12 protein-coding genes and 1 tRNA gene are annotated in these 16,742 nt (G+C 46.1%); all 13 read right to left on the reverse strand.

Annotation, left to right across the window (positions count from 1 at the left end; all coding sequences use genetic code 11):
- Positions 1-16: 16 nt before the first annotated feature.
- Positions 17-1,207: an elongation factor Tu gene (gene tuf / locus J6578_RS03235; protein WP_287953892.1), complete on the reverse strand. Its 1,191-nt coding sequence runs from the start codon at positions 1,205-1,207 to the stop codon at positions 17-19.
- A gap of 84 nt (positions 1,208-1,291) precedes the next feature.
- The gene (fusA, locus tag J6578_RS03240) at positions 1,292-3,394 is read right to left on the reverse strand and encodes an elongation factor G (protein ID WP_093093861.1); all 2,103 of its coding nucleotides are present in this window, start codon (positions 3,392-3,394) and stop codon (positions 1,292-1,294) included.
- Positions 3,395-3,412: 18 nt separating this feature from the next.
- Positions 3,413-3,883 carry a 30S ribosomal protein S7 gene (rpsG, locus tag J6578_RS03245; RefSeq protein ID WP_037490973.1) on the reverse strand — a complete coding sequence of 157 codons (471 nt, stop codon included), beginning with the start codon at positions 3,881-3,883 and terminating at the stop codon, positions 3,413-3,415.
- Between the two features lie 92 nt (positions 3,884-3,975).
- On the reverse strand, positions 3,976-4,347 hold the full coding sequence (gene rpsL / locus J6578_RS03250) for a 30S ribosomal protein S12 (RefSeq protein WP_025329900.1): 372 nt from the start codon (positions 4,345-4,347) through the stop codon (positions 3,976-3,978).
- A gap of 209 nt (positions 4,348-4,556) precedes the next feature.
- The gene (rpoC, locus tag J6578_RS03255) at positions 4,557-8,732 is read right to left on the reverse strand and encodes a DNA-directed RNA polymerase subunit beta' (protein ID WP_100121044.1); all 4,176 of its coding nucleotides are present in this window, start codon (positions 8,730-8,732) and stop codon (positions 4,557-4,559) included.
- 57 nt (positions 8,733-8,789) lie between these two features.
- Positions 8,790-12,971 carry a DNA-directed RNA polymerase subunit beta gene (gene rpoB / locus J6578_RS03260; protein ID WP_287953893.1) on the reverse strand — a complete coding sequence of 1,394 codons (4,182 nt, stop codon included), beginning with the start codon at positions 12,969-12,971 and terminating at the stop codon, positions 8,790-8,792.
- 186 nt (positions 12,972-13,157) lie between these two features.
- The gene (gene rplL, locus J6578_RS03265; RefSeq protein ID WP_287953894.1) at positions 13,158-13,529 is read right to left on the reverse strand and encodes a 50S ribosomal protein L7/L12; all 372 of its coding nucleotides are present in this window, start codon (positions 13,527-13,529) and stop codon (positions 13,158-13,160) included.
- 54 nt (positions 13,530-13,583) lie between these two features.
- Positions 13,584-14,084 (reverse strand): 50S ribosomal protein L10, encoded by a 501-nt coding sequence (rplJ, locus tag J6578_RS03270; protein WP_037406895.1) that lies wholly within the window; start codon positions 14,082-14,084, stop codon positions 13,584-13,586.
- A 275-nt stretch (positions 14,085-14,359) separates the two neighbouring features.
- A complete protein-coding gene (rplA, locus tag J6578_RS03275; protein ID WP_037406893.1) occupies positions 14,360-15,055 on the reverse strand; it encodes a 50S ribosomal protein L1 in 696 nt (231 codons plus the stop codon).
- Complete coding sequence (rplK, locus tag J6578_RS03280; protein WP_037406890.1) at positions 15,056-15,487, reverse strand: 50S ribosomal protein L11; 432 nt, start codon at positions 15,485-15,487, stop codon at positions 15,056-15,058.
- 127 nt (positions 15,488-15,614) lie between these two features.
- A complete protein-coding gene (gene nusG / locus J6578_RS03285) occupies positions 15,615-16,148 on the reverse strand; it encodes a transcription termination/antitermination protein NusG (protein WP_037490979.1) in 534 nt (177 codons plus the stop codon).
- A gap of 2 nt (positions 16,149-16,150) precedes the next feature.
- Positions 16,151-16,603 carry a preprotein translocase subunit SecE gene (gene secE, locus J6578_RS03290; RefSeq protein ID WP_141683468.1) on the reverse strand — a complete coding sequence of 151 codons (453 nt, stop codon included), beginning with the start codon at positions 16,601-16,603 and terminating at the stop codon, positions 16,151-16,153.
- Between the two features lie 63 nt (positions 16,604-16,666).
- A tRNA-Trp gene (locus J6578_RS03295) sits at positions 16,667-16,742 on the reverse strand.

The following is a 16,742-nucleotide window of genomic DNA, read 5'->3' on the forward strand; positions in this document are numbered from 1 at the left end:
TCTATATTCTTCCTGATTAAGCGATAACTTTAGCAACCACACCGGCACCAACTGTACGGCCACCTTCGCGAATCGCAAAGCGCAAGCCTTCTTCCATCGCGATCGGGTGAATCAGTTCTACATCGATGGTTACGTTTTCACCCGGCATTACCATTTCTACACCTTCTGCCAGACTTACTGCACCAGTTACGTCTGTAGTACGGAAATAGAATTGTGGGCGGTAGTTCGCGAAGAATGGTGTATGACGTCCACCTTCTTCTTTGCTTAATACGTAAACTTCTGCTTTGAATTTGGTGTGCGGGGTGATGCTGCCCGGTTTTGCCAATACCTGACCACGTTCTACTTCTTCACGTTTGGTACCACGCAACAATACACCTACGTTGTCACCTGCCTGACCTTGATCCAGCAGTTTGCGGAACATTTCCACACCGGTACAAGTGGTTTTCTGGGTCTCTTTCAGACCTACGATTTCAATTTCGTCGCCTACGTTGATTACACCACGTTCTACACGGCCTGTTACTACGGTACCGCGGCCTGAAATTGAGAATACGTCTTCAATCGGCAACAGGAATGGTTTGTCTACTGCACGTTCTGGAGTAGGAATGTAGCTGTCTAATGCATCTGCCAAGGCCAGAATAGAAGCTTCACCGATATCTGATGTATCGCCTTCCAGCGCTTTCAGTGCTGAACCTTTAATCAATGGAACATCGTCGCCTGGGAATTCGTAGCTTGACAATAGGTCACGGATTTCCATTTCTACCAATTCCAACAGCTCTTCGTCGTCTACCATGTCGCATTTGTTCATGTAAACGATGATGTAAGGTACGCCTACCTGACGAGCCAACAGGATGTGTTCGCGTGTTTGTGGCATAGGGCCATCAGCAGCAGAAACAACCAAAATTGCGCCGTCCATCTGGGCTGCACCGGTAATCATGTTTTTTACATAGTCCGCGTGTCCCGGGCAGTCTACGTGTGCATAGTGACGTTCTGCGGTTTCGTATTCTACGTGAGAGGTATTAATGGTAATGCCACGGGCTTTTTCTTCCGGTGCATTGTCAATCTGATCGTAAGCTTTCGCTGCACCACCAAATTTTTTGGACAGAATGGTACAAATTGCAGCGGTCAATGTGGTTTTACCATGGTCAACGTGACCGATGGTGCCAACGTTTACGTGCGGTTTACTCCGCTCGAATTTTTCTTTAGCCATGAGCTAAGTTTCCTTGAATAAAGATCGATTAAAGAACGATGATAACCTGAAAGTACAGGTACTTTCAGGTTATCGGTAAATAAGTTAGCCTTTACGGGCAGCAATAACCTGCTCGGCTACGTTATTTGGTGCTTCTGCGTATTTCTTGAATTCCATGGAGTAGGTAGCACGACCTTGTGTAGCAGAACGCAGATCGGTTGAGTAGCCGAACATTTCTGCCAGCGGTACTTCGGCACGAACTTTCTTGCCGCCGATACCGTCATCGTCCATACCCAGCACGATGCCACGACGACGGTTCAGGTCGCCCATTACATCGCCCATGTAATCTTCAGGTGTTTCTACTTCAACGGCCATGATAGGCTCCAGCAATACTGGAGAAGCTTTACGCATACCGTCTTTGAATGCCATTGAACCGGCTAATTCAAACGCGATTTGTGAAGAGTCCACATCATGGTAAGAACCAAAAGTCAGGCGCACGCGGATATCTACTACTGGATAGCCAGCCAGAATACCGTTAGTCATGGTATCGCGGATACCTTTATCCACAGACGGGATGAATTCGCGTGGAATCACACCACCCTTAATCTCGTCAATGAATTCGTAGTTAACACCACCCGGTTCCAGTGGTTCCATGGTGATTACTACATGACCGTACTGACCTTTACCGCCAGACTGTTTCACGTATTTGGCTTCGGATTCCACAGATTTGCGAATGGTTTCACGATAAGCTACCTGTGGCGCACCTACATTGGCTTCTACGCCAAATTCGCGTTTCATGCGGTCGACAATAATTTCCAGATGCAATTCACCCATACCGGAAATAATGGTCTGTCCAGATTCTTCATCCGTTTTTACGCGGAAAGAAGGGTCTTCTTTAGCCAGACGGTTCAGAGCCAGACCCATTTTTTCTTGGTCTGCTTTGGTTTTTGGTTCAACCGCTACGTGAATTACTGGTTCTGGGAATTCCATACGTTCCAGAATGATTGGTGCATCGCTATCACACAGGGTTTCACCAGTAGTTACGTCTTTCAGACCGATTACGGCTGCAATGTCACCGGCACGTACTTCTTCGATTTCATCACGGTCATTAGCTTTCATCTGTACCAGACGACCAATACGTTCTTTGGTGCCTTTAACAGAATTCACTACGGTATCGCCAGATTTCACTACGCCTGAATACACGCGGATGAAGGTGAGCTGTCCCACGTATTTGTCGTTCATCAGTTTGAACGCCAAAGCGGAGAATTTTTCTTCATCGCTGGCTTTACGGCTGTCTTTTTCGCCATCTGGTTTTTCACCGGCCACAGGCGGAATATCAGTCGGGCTGGGCAAATACTCAACCACGGCATCCAGCAGACGCTGTACACCTTTGTTCTTGAAGGCAGAACCACACAATACCGGCTGTATTTCACCAGCCAGTGTACGGGCACGCAATGCTGCAACAATTTCTTCTTCGTTCAGCTCTTCGCCACCCAGATATTTTTCCATCAGCTCTTCGTTGGCTTCTGCCGCAGCTTCAACCATTTTTTCGCGCCATTCTTCGGCAACGTCTTTCAGATCTGCTGGAATATCTGCATATTCAAATTTTAAACCCTGAGTTGCATCATCCCATACAATCGCGCGCATTTTCAGCAGATCTACTACGCCTTCGAAGCCGTCTTCAGCACCTACCGGAATGACAATCGGTACTGGATTAGCACGCAGACGAGTCTGCATCTGTTCAACCACGCGGAAGAAATTAGCACCCTGACGGTCCATCTTGTTTACAAAGGCCAGACGTGGCACTTTGTATTTGTTGGCCTGACGCCATACAGTTTCAGACTGGGGCTGTACACCGCCCACAGCACAGTAAACCATCACTGCACCATCCAGTACACGCATAGAACGTTCAACCTCAACGGTAAAATCTACGTGTCCCGGGGTATCAATGATATTTAACCGATGTTCTTTGAACTGACCTGCCATACCTTTCCAGAAGGTAGTTACAGCAGCAGAGGTAATGGTAATACCACGTTCCTGTTCCTGTTCCATCCAGTCGGTAGTGGCCGCACCGTCATGAACTTCACCCAGTTTGTGGGTCATGCCGGTGTAAAACAGAATACGTTCTGAAGTGGTGGTTTTACCAGCATCAATGTGTGCAGAAATACCGATATTACGGTATTGTTCAATAGGGGTTTTACGAGCCACAATAATTGCCTTTCTGCATTAGAAGCGGAAGTGAGAGAAGGCTTTGTTGGCTTCAGCCATGCGATGAACTTCCTCACGTTTTTTCAATGCACCGCCGCGGCCTTCGGCCGCATCAATTAATTCACCTGCCAGACGCAAATCCATGGATTTCTCACCGCGTTTACGAGCCGCGTCACGTACCCAGCGCATGGCCAGAGCCAGACGACGAGCAGAACGAACCTCAACAGGAACTTGATAGTTTGCACCACCTACGCGACGGCTTTTTACTTCTACAACCGGTTTAGCGTTGGCAATAGCTTCGTTAAACACTTCAATGGCTTCTTTGCCGGTTTTTTTAGCGATCTGCTCTAAAGCACCATATACAATGCGTTCAGCAACAGATTTTTTACCGTCAATCATCAGCACATTCATGAATTTGGATAATTCGATACTGCCGAATTTTGGATCTGGCAATATGTCACGTTTTGGGACTTCTCTACGTCTTGGCATTTCAATTTCCTTAAACTATTCAGCTGGGCATCGCCCACGAATATTTATGTAAATATTCACTTACTCGACAGTTATCCTGCCGATGCGTCCACTTATTTAGGACGTTTTGCACCGTATTTAGAACGGGACTGTTTGCGGTCTTTCACACCTGCGGTGTCCAAAGAACCACGAACGGTGTGATAACGCACACCCGGCAAGTCTTTTACACGACCGCCGCGAATCAGCACTACGCTGTGCTCCTGCAAGTTGTGGCCTTCACCACCGATATATGAAATCACTTCATAACCATTGGTCAGACGCACTTTGCACACTTTACGCAAAGCTGAGTTAGGTTTTTTCGGGGTAGTGGTGTATACACGAGTACACACACCACGTTTTTGAGGACAAGCCTCTAAAGCTGGTACTTTGTTGACGTAAACTGGAGCTTGACGTCCTTTGCGTACCAATTGGTTGATAGTTGGCATATTTTCTCTTTTCCTGTTGAGTAAATACTTTGCCGACACTATGCCGGCAAAGTGTTCAATTTTAGCACTTCAAGACATTGCCGGTCAAGAAAATCAAGCTTTAATGCTATTTAATCCGCCAGAAAAACAATAATGTAAGGTTCATGTACAAAATAAAACCGCTGATATTTATTCAGCGGTTTTGTTCTGGTTGCTACAGATTTGAATGCTTATTCGGTTTTATCTGCCGCTTCAGCTGCTACCTGCTCCTGCCATTTCTGACGACGGCTGCGATGGTAAGTCAAACCGGTACCGGCCGGAATCAGGCGACCCACAATCACGTTTTCTTTCAGGCCACGCAAATCATCGCGTTTACCCATAATTGCTGCTTCGGTAAGTACGCGCGTGGTTTCCTGGAATGAAGCCGCAGAGATAAAGGAATCGGTAGACAATGATGCTTTGGTAATACCCAATAATACGTTATCAAAACGTACCGGCTCTTTACCTTCGGCCAATAATTTTTCATTGGCAATCATCACATCACCGCGCTCTACTTGCTCACCGGTAATGAAGTGGCTGTCGCCGGCATCGGCAATATTTACGCGACGCAGCATCTGGCGAATAATCACTTCGATGTGCTTATCGGAAATCTTCACACCTTGCAGACGATATACTTCCTGTACTTCCTGCACGATGTAACGCGCCAGTGCTTCAATACCCTGCAAGCGCAGAATGTCGTGTGGATCGACGGCACCATCAACAATAACTTCACCGCGATTGACTACCTGCCCATCGTGTACCAGTACCTGTTTTTCTTTGGAAATCAGGGTTTCATAGGCCACGCCATCGGCATCGGTGATAATCAGACGCTGTTTACCCTTGGTTTCTTTACCAAATGATACGGTACCGGTCACTTCGGCCAGCATACCGACATCTTTCGGGGTACGCGCTTCGAATAATTCGGCCACACGTGGTAAACCACCGGTAATATCGCGGGTTTTAGATGAAGCCTGCGGAATACGCGCCAGTACATCACCTTTACCTACTTCCTGTCCTTCACGCACGGTAATCACTGCACCCACTGGGAAAGCCATGGAAACAGCGGTTTCACTACCAGCCATGCGAATTTCTTCGCCTTTGTCATCCAACAGTTTTACGGTCGGACGCAACAATTTGGACTGAGTAGAGGAACGACGTTTGCCATCAATTACTACTAAGGTAGATAAACCGGTTACATCGTCGGTTTGTTTCGCGACAGTTACACCTTCTTCGATATTTTCGAAGCGCACGCGACCGGCAAATTCGGTAATCATGGGTCGGGTATGCGGATCCCATGTAGCCAATACCTGCCCGGCCTTCACGACACCACCATCTTTAACCTGCAATAAGGCACCGTAAGGTACTTTATGGCGTTCACGCTCACGGCCGATATCATCATGAATGACAATTTCGGAGGAGCGGCCGATTATCACTAATTCGCCCTTATTGTTAGCCACATAACGCATTTGGCTGGAGAAGCGCACGGTACCACCTGATTTGGCTTCTACCTGACTGGCCGCAGCAGCTCGGGAAGCCGCACCACCGATATGGAAAGTACGCATGGTTAACTGGGTACCTGGTTCACCAATGGATTGCGCCGCAATCACGCCTACGGATTCACCGGCGTTCACGAGTTTACCGCGCGCCAGATCGCGACCATAACACTTGGCACACAGACCATGACGGGTTTTACAGGTAATCGGTGTACGTACTTTGATTTCATCCACACCAGAATTATCAATCAGCTCAACCAGACTTTCATTTAATAAAGTTCCAGCATCCACCAATGTTGCGCCGTTAGTTGGATCCACCACATCTTCTGCAGTAACACGACCTAATACTCGATCACGTAAAGATTCAATGATGTCACCACCCTGCACTACGGCTTTCATTACAAAGCCATCGTTGGTACCACAGTCGTTCTCTACGACTACCAAGTCCTGCGTCACATCGACCAGACGACGGGTCAGATAACCGGAGTTAGCGGTTTTCAATGCGGTATCGGCCAGACCTTTACGCGCACCGTGGGTAGAAATAAAGTACTGTAATACTGTCAGCCCTTCACGGAAGTTGGAGGTAATCGGTGTTTCGATAATGGAACCATCTGGTTTTGCCATCAAACCACGCATACCGGACAACTGTTTAATCTGTGCGGCGGAACCACGCGCACCGGAATCGGCCATCATGTAGATGGAGTTAAAGGATTCCTGATCAACCAGATTACCTTCACGGTCAACGACTTTCTGGGTAGACAGGTTATCCATCATCGCTTTGGCGATTTTATCGCCGGTACGACCCCAGATATCCACAACTTTATTGTAACGCTCGCCATTAGTTACCAAGCCTTGACGATACTGATCTTCAATTTCTTTCACTTCAGCATTGGCTTCAGCCAGTAACTGCGGTTTGCTTTCCGGTACCAACATATCATCAACACAGATGGAGATGCCGGCACGAGTGGAGAAAGCATAACCGGTGTACATCAGATGGTCGGCAAAAATGACGGTATCGCGCAATCCACAACGGCGGAATGAGGCATTAATTAGCTTGGAAATTTCTTTTTTCTTCAGCGTTTTATTAATATGCTCGAACGACAGACCTTTTGGCAGGATTTCAGAGAGCAATGCACGGCCAACGGTGGTTTCATAGCGGTTTACTACCGGCACGAACTCATCCTGACCATTTTTTACCCATTCGCGTAAACGTACGGTAATTTTGGTACCCAGTTCTACCTGACGGGTCTGGTAAGCACGATGTACTTCTTTTACGTCGGCAAACAGGCTGCCTTCGCCTTTACCATTAATTTTGTCACGGGTCATGTAGTACAGACCCAATACGATATCCTGTGACGGTACGATAATCGGGTCACCATTGGCTGGTGACAGTACGTTGTTGGAAGCCAGCATCAGGGTGCGCGCTTCCATCTGTGCTTCCAGACTTAACGGCACGTGTACGGCCATCTGGTCACCGTCAAAGTCGGCATTAAATGCAGTACATACTAATGGGTGCAGCTGAATGGCCTTGCCTTCAATCAGAATCGGTTCAAAGGCCTGAATACCCAAACGGTGCAATGTTGGTGCACGGTTGAGCAAAATCGGATGTTCACGAATTACGTCTTCGAGAATATCCCATACAATCGGTTCTTCCTGTTCCACCATTTTTTTGGCTTTTTTAATGGTGGTTACGGTTGGATCGAGTTGTTCCAGTTTATGGAAAATAAACGGTTTGAACAGTTCCAGCGCCATTTTCTTTGGCAAACCGCACTGGTGCAGACGCAGGTAAGGACCTACGGTAATCACTGAACGGCCGGAATAGTCTACACGTTTACCCAGCAGATTCTGACGGAAACGACCGCCTTTACCTTTAATCATATCGGCCAGTGATTTCAGCGGCCGTTTGTTGGCACCGGTCATGGCTTTACCACGACGGCCATTGTCCAGCAGAGAGTCGACTGCTTCCTGCAACATGCGTTTTTCATTGCGGACGATGATATCCGGTGCACGCAATTCCAGCAGGCGTTTCAAGCGGTTGTTACGGTTAATGACGCGACGATACAGATCATTTAAATCAGATGTAGCAAAACGGCCACCATCCAGTGGTACCAGCGGACGTAAATCCGGTGGCAATACTGGCAGTACATCCATAATCATCCACTCCAGTTTCATACCAGAGCGTTGGAATGCTTCCAATACTTTCAATCGTTTAGCAATTTTTTTAATTTTAGTATCGGAACTGGTGGATTCTAGCTCCTGACGCAGTACAGTCACTTCATGCGCGATATCCATAGCACGCAATAAATCGCGAATGCCTTCTGCACCCATCTTGGCTTCAAAATCACCGCCAAATTCTTCATATTTGCTGATGAATTCTTCTTCACTGAGCAATTGACGCGGCTGCAATGAAGTGAGACCGGGATCGGTTACTACATAAGCTTCAAAGTACAGAATGCGCTCGATATCGCGCAAAGTCATATCCAATACCATGCCCAGACGGGATGGCAAAGATTTCAAAAACCAGATATGCGCTACCGGTGCAGCCAGTTCAATATGCCCCATGCGCTCGCGCCGCACTTTGGACAGAGTGACTTCTACACCACATTTTTCACAGGTTACACCACGGAATTTCAGACGTTTGTATTTACCACACAAACATTCATAATCTTTAATCGGGCCAAAAATTTTAGCGCAGAACAGGCCGTCACGTTCCGGTTTAAAGGTACGGTAGTTAATCGTTTCCGGTTTTTTTACTTCACCGTACGACCAAGAACGAATGGTATCCGGCGAAGCAATGCCGATTTTGATGGCGTCAAATTCTTCTTCGGCACTGACATTTTGCAGCGGATTAAATAAGTCTGATAAAGCTTTCATATTTGCTCCTGACGATGCCGCATGCAGTATCTATACACTGCATGCGACCGGTGTCGGTTAGTAACGTTCCAAATCCATATCCAAGCCCAAAGAGCGAATCTCTTTCAATAATACATTGAAAGATTCCGGCATACCGGCGTCAATCTTGTATTCGCCTTTAACGATGTTTTCATACATTTTGGTACGGCCGGTTACGTCATCTGATTTCACAGTCAACATTTCCTGCAAGGTATAAGCAGCACCATAAGCTTCAAGTGCCCACACCTCCATCTCACCAAAACGCTGACCACCAAACTGGGCTTTACCACCTAGTGGCTGCTGTGTTACCAGACTATACGGACCAGTTGAACGAGCATGCATTTTCTCATCAACCAAGTGATGTAGTTTGAGGTAGTGCATCACCCCTACTGTTACCTTACGGTCAAAGGCTTCACCAGTACGACCATCATACAGTGTCATTTGTGTACGAGTATCGTTGAAACCCAGCTTCTGGATTTCCGGATCATCTTCTGGATAGGCCAGCGCCAGCATATTTTTAATTTCGGATTCTTCCGCACCATCAAATACCGGCGTTGCTACCGTCATCCCTTTACGCAGATGTTGTGCCAGATTGATAATCTCTTCATCATTAAACTGCGATAAGTCCTCTTTTTTACCACTGCTGTTGTACACTTTCTCAAGGAAAGCACGAATATCGTCAGCAGCACGTTTTTCCGCCAGCATACGGTCAATCCGTTCACCAATACCCTTGGCTGCCCAGCCTAGATGCACTTCCAGAATCTGTCCGATGTTCATACGACTTGGTACACCCAGCGGGTTCAGTACAATATCCACTGAGCGGCCATCAGCCATATAAGGCATGTCTTCAACCGGCAGGATGCGCGATACCACACCTTTATTACCGTGACGACCAGCCATCTTGTCACCGGCTTTCAGACGACGTTTGATGGCGATAAACACCTTAACCATCTTCTGTACACCCGGCTGCAATTCATCGCCCTGAGTGAGTTTTTTCTTCTTAATTTCATATAGAACATCTGATTCTTCATGTTTGGCCCGCAAACTTTCTTTAATCAGTTCTACCTGTTTGGCGATACTTTCATCGCTCAGACGAATATCAAACCAGTCGTGCCGGCTGGGTAATGATGTCAGATAGTCTTTAGTAACTTCTGCACCTTTAGCCAGTTTTAAAGGACCACCATTCACTTTCTGTCCCAGAATCAGGCGTTCAATGCGATCAAATGCATCATCATTGAAAATGCGCAACTGGTCTGTCAAATTCTGACGATAGCGTTTCAGCTCTGCATCAATAATCGCTTTGGCGCGTTTGTCACGCTCAATGCCTTCGCGGGTGAACACTTGTACGTCAATAACGGTACCACTCATGCCGGTAGGCATACGCAGGGAGGTATCTTTTACATCACTGGCTTTTTCACCAAAAATGGCTCGCAGCAGTTTTTCTTCCGGTGTCAGCTGGGTTTCACCTTTAGGTGTCACTTTGCCTACCAGTACGTCACCTGCTTCTACTTCAGCACCAATATAAACAATACCGGATTCATCCAGACGATTCTGCATGCGCTCAGACAAATTCGGAATATCACGGGTAATTTCTTCCGCACCCAGTTTGGTGTCACGGGATACCACATTTAATTCTTCAATGTGAATGGAAGTATAACGATCACCGGCAACTACCCGTTCAGATATCAGAATCGAGTCTTCATAGTTGTAACCATTCCATGGCATGAAAGCGATGGTCATATTCTGTCCCAGTGCCAGCTCACCTAAATCGGTAGAGGCACCATCAGCAATCACATCGCCACGTGCAATGACATCGCCTTTTTGTACTGCCGGCCGCTGATTGATATTGGTAGATTGGTTGGAACGGGTGAATTTCACCAGATTGTAAATATCCACACCCACTTCACCAGCAGTGGCTTCGTCGTCATTGACGCGTACCACTACACGGTTGGCATCGACATACTCAACCACACCACCACGGCTGGCTGCAATAGCAGTAGCACTATCTATGGCAACTGAACGTTCAATACCGGTACCTACCAGCGGTTTTTCGGCACGCAGACACGGAACGGCCTGACGTTGCATATTGGCACCCATCAAGGCGCGGTTCGCATCATCATGCTCCAAGAACGGAATCAGTGAAGCCGCTACAGAAACCACCTGCCCAGTAGCCACGTCCATATACTGCACGCGGTCTGGTGTTGCCATGATGGTTTCACCTTTTTCACGACAGGTTACTAAATCACCGATAATACGACCTTCTTTATCCAAATCTGCATTAGCCTGAGCAATAACAAAGCGCCCTTCTTCAATGGCAGACAGATAGTCGATATCGTTGGTTACTTTACCATCAACCACACGACGGTAAGGTGTTTCCAGAAAACCGTATTTATTGGTACGGGCATACACAGCCAGTGAGTTAATCAAACCAATATTCGGACCTTCCGGTGTCTCAATCGGGCACACACGGCCATAATGGGTAGGATGTACGTCACGCACTTCAAAACCAGCACGTTCACGCGTTAGACCACCCGGCCCCAAGGCAGATACACGACGTTTATGGGTGACTTCAGACAGTGGGTTAGTCTGGTCCATAAACTGTGATAGCTGGCTGGAACCGAAAAATTCTTTAATGGCAGCTGAAACCGGTTTGGCATTAATCAGGTCATGTGGCATCAGATTTTCGGATTCAGCCTGATTGAGGCGCTCTTTAACAGCGCGCTCTACACGCGACAAACCACTACGGAACTGATTTTCAGCCAGTTCGCCAACCGAACGCACGCGACGATTGCCCAGATGATCAATATCATCTACTTCACCATGACCATTGCGTAATTCAACCAAGGTAGCAATCACAGACACGATATCTGGAATAGTCAGGACATTATTGCCTTCCTTATCAGCATCGGCAAAAGTCTGAGTCATCAGACGGCCATACCAAGATTCCTGTTGTGCCTCTAGCAATTTTTGCTGATAGGTTCGGGTGTTGAATTTCATCCGCCCAACGCGTGACAGGTCATAACTGTCTTCACTAAAGAATAGACGGTTAAACAATGCTTCTACTGCGTCTTCGGTTGGCGGTTCACCCGGACGCATCATGCGATAAATGGCAATGCGCGCAGCCTGCTGACCTTCAATTTCGTCGGTACGCAGGGTGTTGGAAACGTAGCCACCCTGATCCAGATCATTGATATACAGGGTGGAAATCTCTTTCACTGACTGAATATCAAATTGTGCCAATAATTCTTCAGTAATTTCATCATTGGTTTTCGCCAATACTTCACCAGTATCCGGCACAATGACATCAGCAGCCAGCACCTTGCCAATCAGGCTTTCTGGTTCGACTTCCAGCCATTTGATATTAGCAGCAACGATGTCACGGATATTTTTAGCATTAATGCGCTTACCCTTCTGCACCAATACTTTACCGTCTTTATCTACCAGATCAAATTTGGCAGTCTCACCTCTCAAACGTGACGGTATCAGATTAGTGTGCACACCATCTTTAGATAAGAAGTACTGCTCCTTATCATAAAACATATTCAGTATCTGCTCTGGAGTAAAGCCTAATGCTTTCAGCAAAATGGTTACCGGCATTTTACGGCGCCGGTCAATACGGAAATAAAGCAGATCCTTGGGATCAAATTCAAAGTCAAGCCATGATCCACGGTAAGGAATGATACGAGCGGAAAACAGCAATTTACCTGATGAGTGTGATTTACCGCGGTCATGTTCGAAGAATACGCCAGGCGAACGGTGTAACTGTGACACAATCACACGCTCAGTACCATTGATAATGAATGAACCACTAGGTGTCATCAGTGGAATTTCACCCATGTATACTTCATTTTCACGAACTTCTTTAACCACATTTGGTTTGGATGACTCTTTGTCTAAAATCACCAGACGAATTCGTGCCCGTAATGGAGCAGCATAAGTTATGCCGCGTAATTGACACTCAGGAATATCAAAGAGCGGTTCACCTAGCACATAATGGGTAAATTCCAGACGGGCATAACCGTTATGGCTCACAATTGGAAAAATAGACTGGAAAGCTGCCTGAAGACCAGTATCAGCACGTTGGTCAAAGGGTGTTTCCATTTGCAAGAACTGCGTGTAGGAATCCAACTGTGTAGCTAATAGAAACGGTACTTCCAATACATTGGCGCGTTTGGCAAAGCTTTTACGGATACGTTTTTTTTCAGTAAAAGAGTAGGACATGAACAGTCTCCAGTAGGGAGGTTTGGCAAGTAAGGTTTTATAAATACTCGGCAATCAATAAATTAACAAAGGTAATTTATGGAAAAAATTTGCATTTTTTGTAAATATTTATAAAAATTCACTTTAGATAGACAAGCGAAAGCAGGCTGGTAGCCTAAGCTACCAGCCTGTAAAACACAACTGAAATTACTTGATTTCGACAGAAGCGCCGGCTTCTTCCAGTTGTTTTTTAATGTCGTCAGCTTCAGCCTGAGAAACACCTTCTTTAAGGGTTTTAGGAGCGCCGTCAACCAGATCTTTAGCTTCTTTCAGACCCAAGCCAGTGATGGCACGAACAACTTTAATCACGCCAACTTTCTGTGCACCGGCAGAAGTCAATACTACGTCAAACTCAGTTTTTTCTTCAGCGGCAGCAGTACCATTAGTACCAGGACCTGAAACAGCCAAAGCAGCTGCAGAAACGCCAAATTTTTCTTCAAAAGCTTTAACCAGGTCGTTTAATTCCATAACGGTCAGGTTACCAACTGCTTCCAAGATGTCTTCTTTAGTAATAGCCATGCTATTAAACTCCAATAATTGAGAATGAAAATTTAAATATATAAGGGATGAAAATTATGCAGCTTCTTCGCCAGCTTTTTTCTCGGCCAGCGCAGCCAATGCACGGGCAAAGCCAGAAACAGGTGCCTGCATAATACCCAGCAATTTAGCCAGCAATTCGTCACGGCTCGGAATAGAAGCAAGTTCTCCCACCTGAGCAACATCAAGCAGTTCACCATTGTATGAACCTGCTTTCAGTACGATTTTTTCATCTTTTTTCGAGAACTGGTGCAGTACTTTTGCAGCAGCAACCGGGTCTTCAGATACCGCATAAACCAAAGGACCAACCATCTGGTCAGCTAGGCCTGCGAATGAAGTACCTTCAACAGCGCGACGGGCTAATGTGTTTTTCAACACATGCAGGTATACACCTGCTTTACGAGCATTGGCACGCAGTTCGGTCATGCTTGCAACACTGATACCACGATACTCGGCAATAACCATAGTCTGTGCATTAGCGATGGCTGCTGCAATTTCGGCTACGGCTGCTTGCTTGGTTTCAATATTGAGACTCAAGGTCTACCTCCCACTGTTTTTAAACAGAGTAATAAAGTATTACTCCACCCAGCGCGGCAACCCAAAAAGACATCCGTAAGCAAAGCTTACACAAGATTATCTGGGACTACCGTCTGCGTAGGGTTGTCTTTTAAAATCTGTATAACTACCTCAGATTCCCTACGGTCTTGGACATCTACTTATCGCTAAGTAGCCCGACATATAAATGTATCACATTTATATGAATTTTGATGGCAGTCTGTGCTTAAGCCAGACTGCCCGTAGTAATGTAGTTCTTAGCTGTTAACAGAAGAACTGTCAATACGCACACCAATACCCATGGTGCTTGATACTGCAATTTTACGCAGATATTGACCTTTTGCTGCTGCTGGCTTGGCTTTAACAATGGCATCCAGCAATGCATTGAAGTTTTCACGCAAATCAGCAGCTTCGAAAGAAGCGCGACCAATAGTAGCATGCACAATACCAGCTTTATCAGTACGATACTGTACCTGACCTGCTTTGGCATTTTTCACTGCTTCAGCTACATTAGGGGTAACAGTACCTACTTTAGGGTTTGGCATTAAACCACGTGGACCCAAGATGGTACCCAGTTGTCCAACCACGCGCATTGCATCCGGAGAAGCAATAACTACGTCGAAGTTCAGATTACCTGCTTTTACTTCAGCAGCTAAATCATCAAAGCCAACCACATCAGCACCGGCTGCTTTGGCTGCTTCAGCATTAGCTCCCTGAGTAAATACAGCTACACGTACGGTTTTACCGGTACCCTTAGGCAGTACAACTGAACCACGGATTACCTGATCAGATTTACGTGCATCCACACCCAGATTGAAAGATACATCTATAGATTCATCAAATTTAGCTGTTGCATTGGCTTTTACCAGATTCAATGCTTCATCTATAGAGTATAACTTATTGGTTTCTACAGCAGCACGAATTGCCTGCATACGTTTAGAAAGTTTTGCCATTTACACGCCCTCCACATCTAAACCCATTGAGCGGGCACTACCGGCAATGGTGCGCACGGCTGCATCCAAATCCGCAGCAGTTAAATCAGGCTCTTTAGCCTTGGCAATTTCTTCCAATTGTGCACGGGTTACTTTACCCACTTTTTGTGTCAGCGGGTTAGAGCTACCTTTTTGCAGACCAGCTGCTTTTTTCAGCAAAATAGATGCTGGCGGGGTTTTCATCACAAAAGTGAATGATTTATCTGCAAAAGCAGTAATCACCACAGGAACTGGCAAACCTGGCTCTACATTTTGTGTAGCAGCATTGAATGCTTTACAAAATTCCATGATATTCAAACCGCGTTGACCCAAAGCAGGGCCTACCGGAGGAGATGGATTGGCTTTACCTGCAGGAATCTGCAGTTTGATGTAGCCTACAATTTTTTTTGCCACTTGATTTAAACTCCAAATAAACGGGTATGACGCAGCAAAATGCTGCTTCCCAAAAGCAAGACCCGTGATTATAAAGAAAATTTCTTTCCCTTACAAGCACAGGCTAAACTATGTTGCATTTTTGCAGTTAAATTTTTTCTACCTGAGAAAATTCCAGTTCTACTGGTGTTTCACGACCAAAAATCTGTACTGCAACACGCAATTTATTACGTTCGTAGTTGACTTCTTCGACAACGCCATTGAAATCTTTAAACGGCCCTTCATTGACGCGCACTTGTTGACCAATTTCAAACAATACTTTGGGTTTTGGTTTTTCTACACCACTTTGTACCTGATGTAAAATAGCGTCTACTTCACGAGCTGAAATAGGTAATGGTTTATTTGCGGTTCCGCCAATAAAGCCGGTTACACGAGGTGTATTTTTTACCAAATGCCATGACGCGTCTGTCATATCCATCTCAACCAGCACATAGCCAGGAAAAAATTTGCGTTCGGTAATACTACGACGACCATTTTTTATATCTACAACTTCTTCAACCGGTACCAGTATCTGGCCAAAATACTCGCCCATTCCCTCGCGCTCAATGCGCTCTTTCAAGGTTTTCTGGACATTTTTTTCAAAACCGGAATAAGCGTGTACGACGTACCACTGTTTTGCCATGACTAACTCCTCTTCATAAAGATGTCAAATAACAACCATGAAATCAGGCTGTCAACACCCCAAATAAATAACGACAAGACAGCAACAAATATCAGTACAAACAAGGTCATGCGCAAAGCTTCATTGCGCTCAGGCCACACTACTTTTCTGGCTTCGGACACACTGTCACGTACATATGCAGTCAGCTCGCGCCCACCAGCACTCCAGAAAAATACGATTACGATGGCCGCCACCACGCCTACTAATGGAAATAGATAACGGATATAAAGTGGCAATTGCGCATCTAAAGCATAGAATGCCATGATACCGGCAGCAATCAGTATGGCTGAGAAAATATATTTGAGAAAATCAAAATGCTTATTGCGTCTGATTTCTAATTGCTGTTGTTGTTTGGCTTCAGCTTTTAATTGTGCTTTGGTTTTGGTTCCCACATCTTTCGATGTTTTGTTGTCCATATAACCACCTTTTGATTAATACAAAAAAAGACTAACCGACCTATGGCCGATTAGTCTGATTTTTGGCAGGCCAGGAGGGTCTCGAACCCCCAACCCTCGGTTTTGGAGACCGATACTCTACCAATTGAGCTACTGGCCT

The sequence above is a fragment of the Snodgrassella sp. genome (assembly GCF_024103505.1).
GTDB lineage: Bacteria > Pseudomonadota > Gammaproteobacteria > Burkholderiales > Neisseriaceae > Snodgrassella > Snodgrassella communis.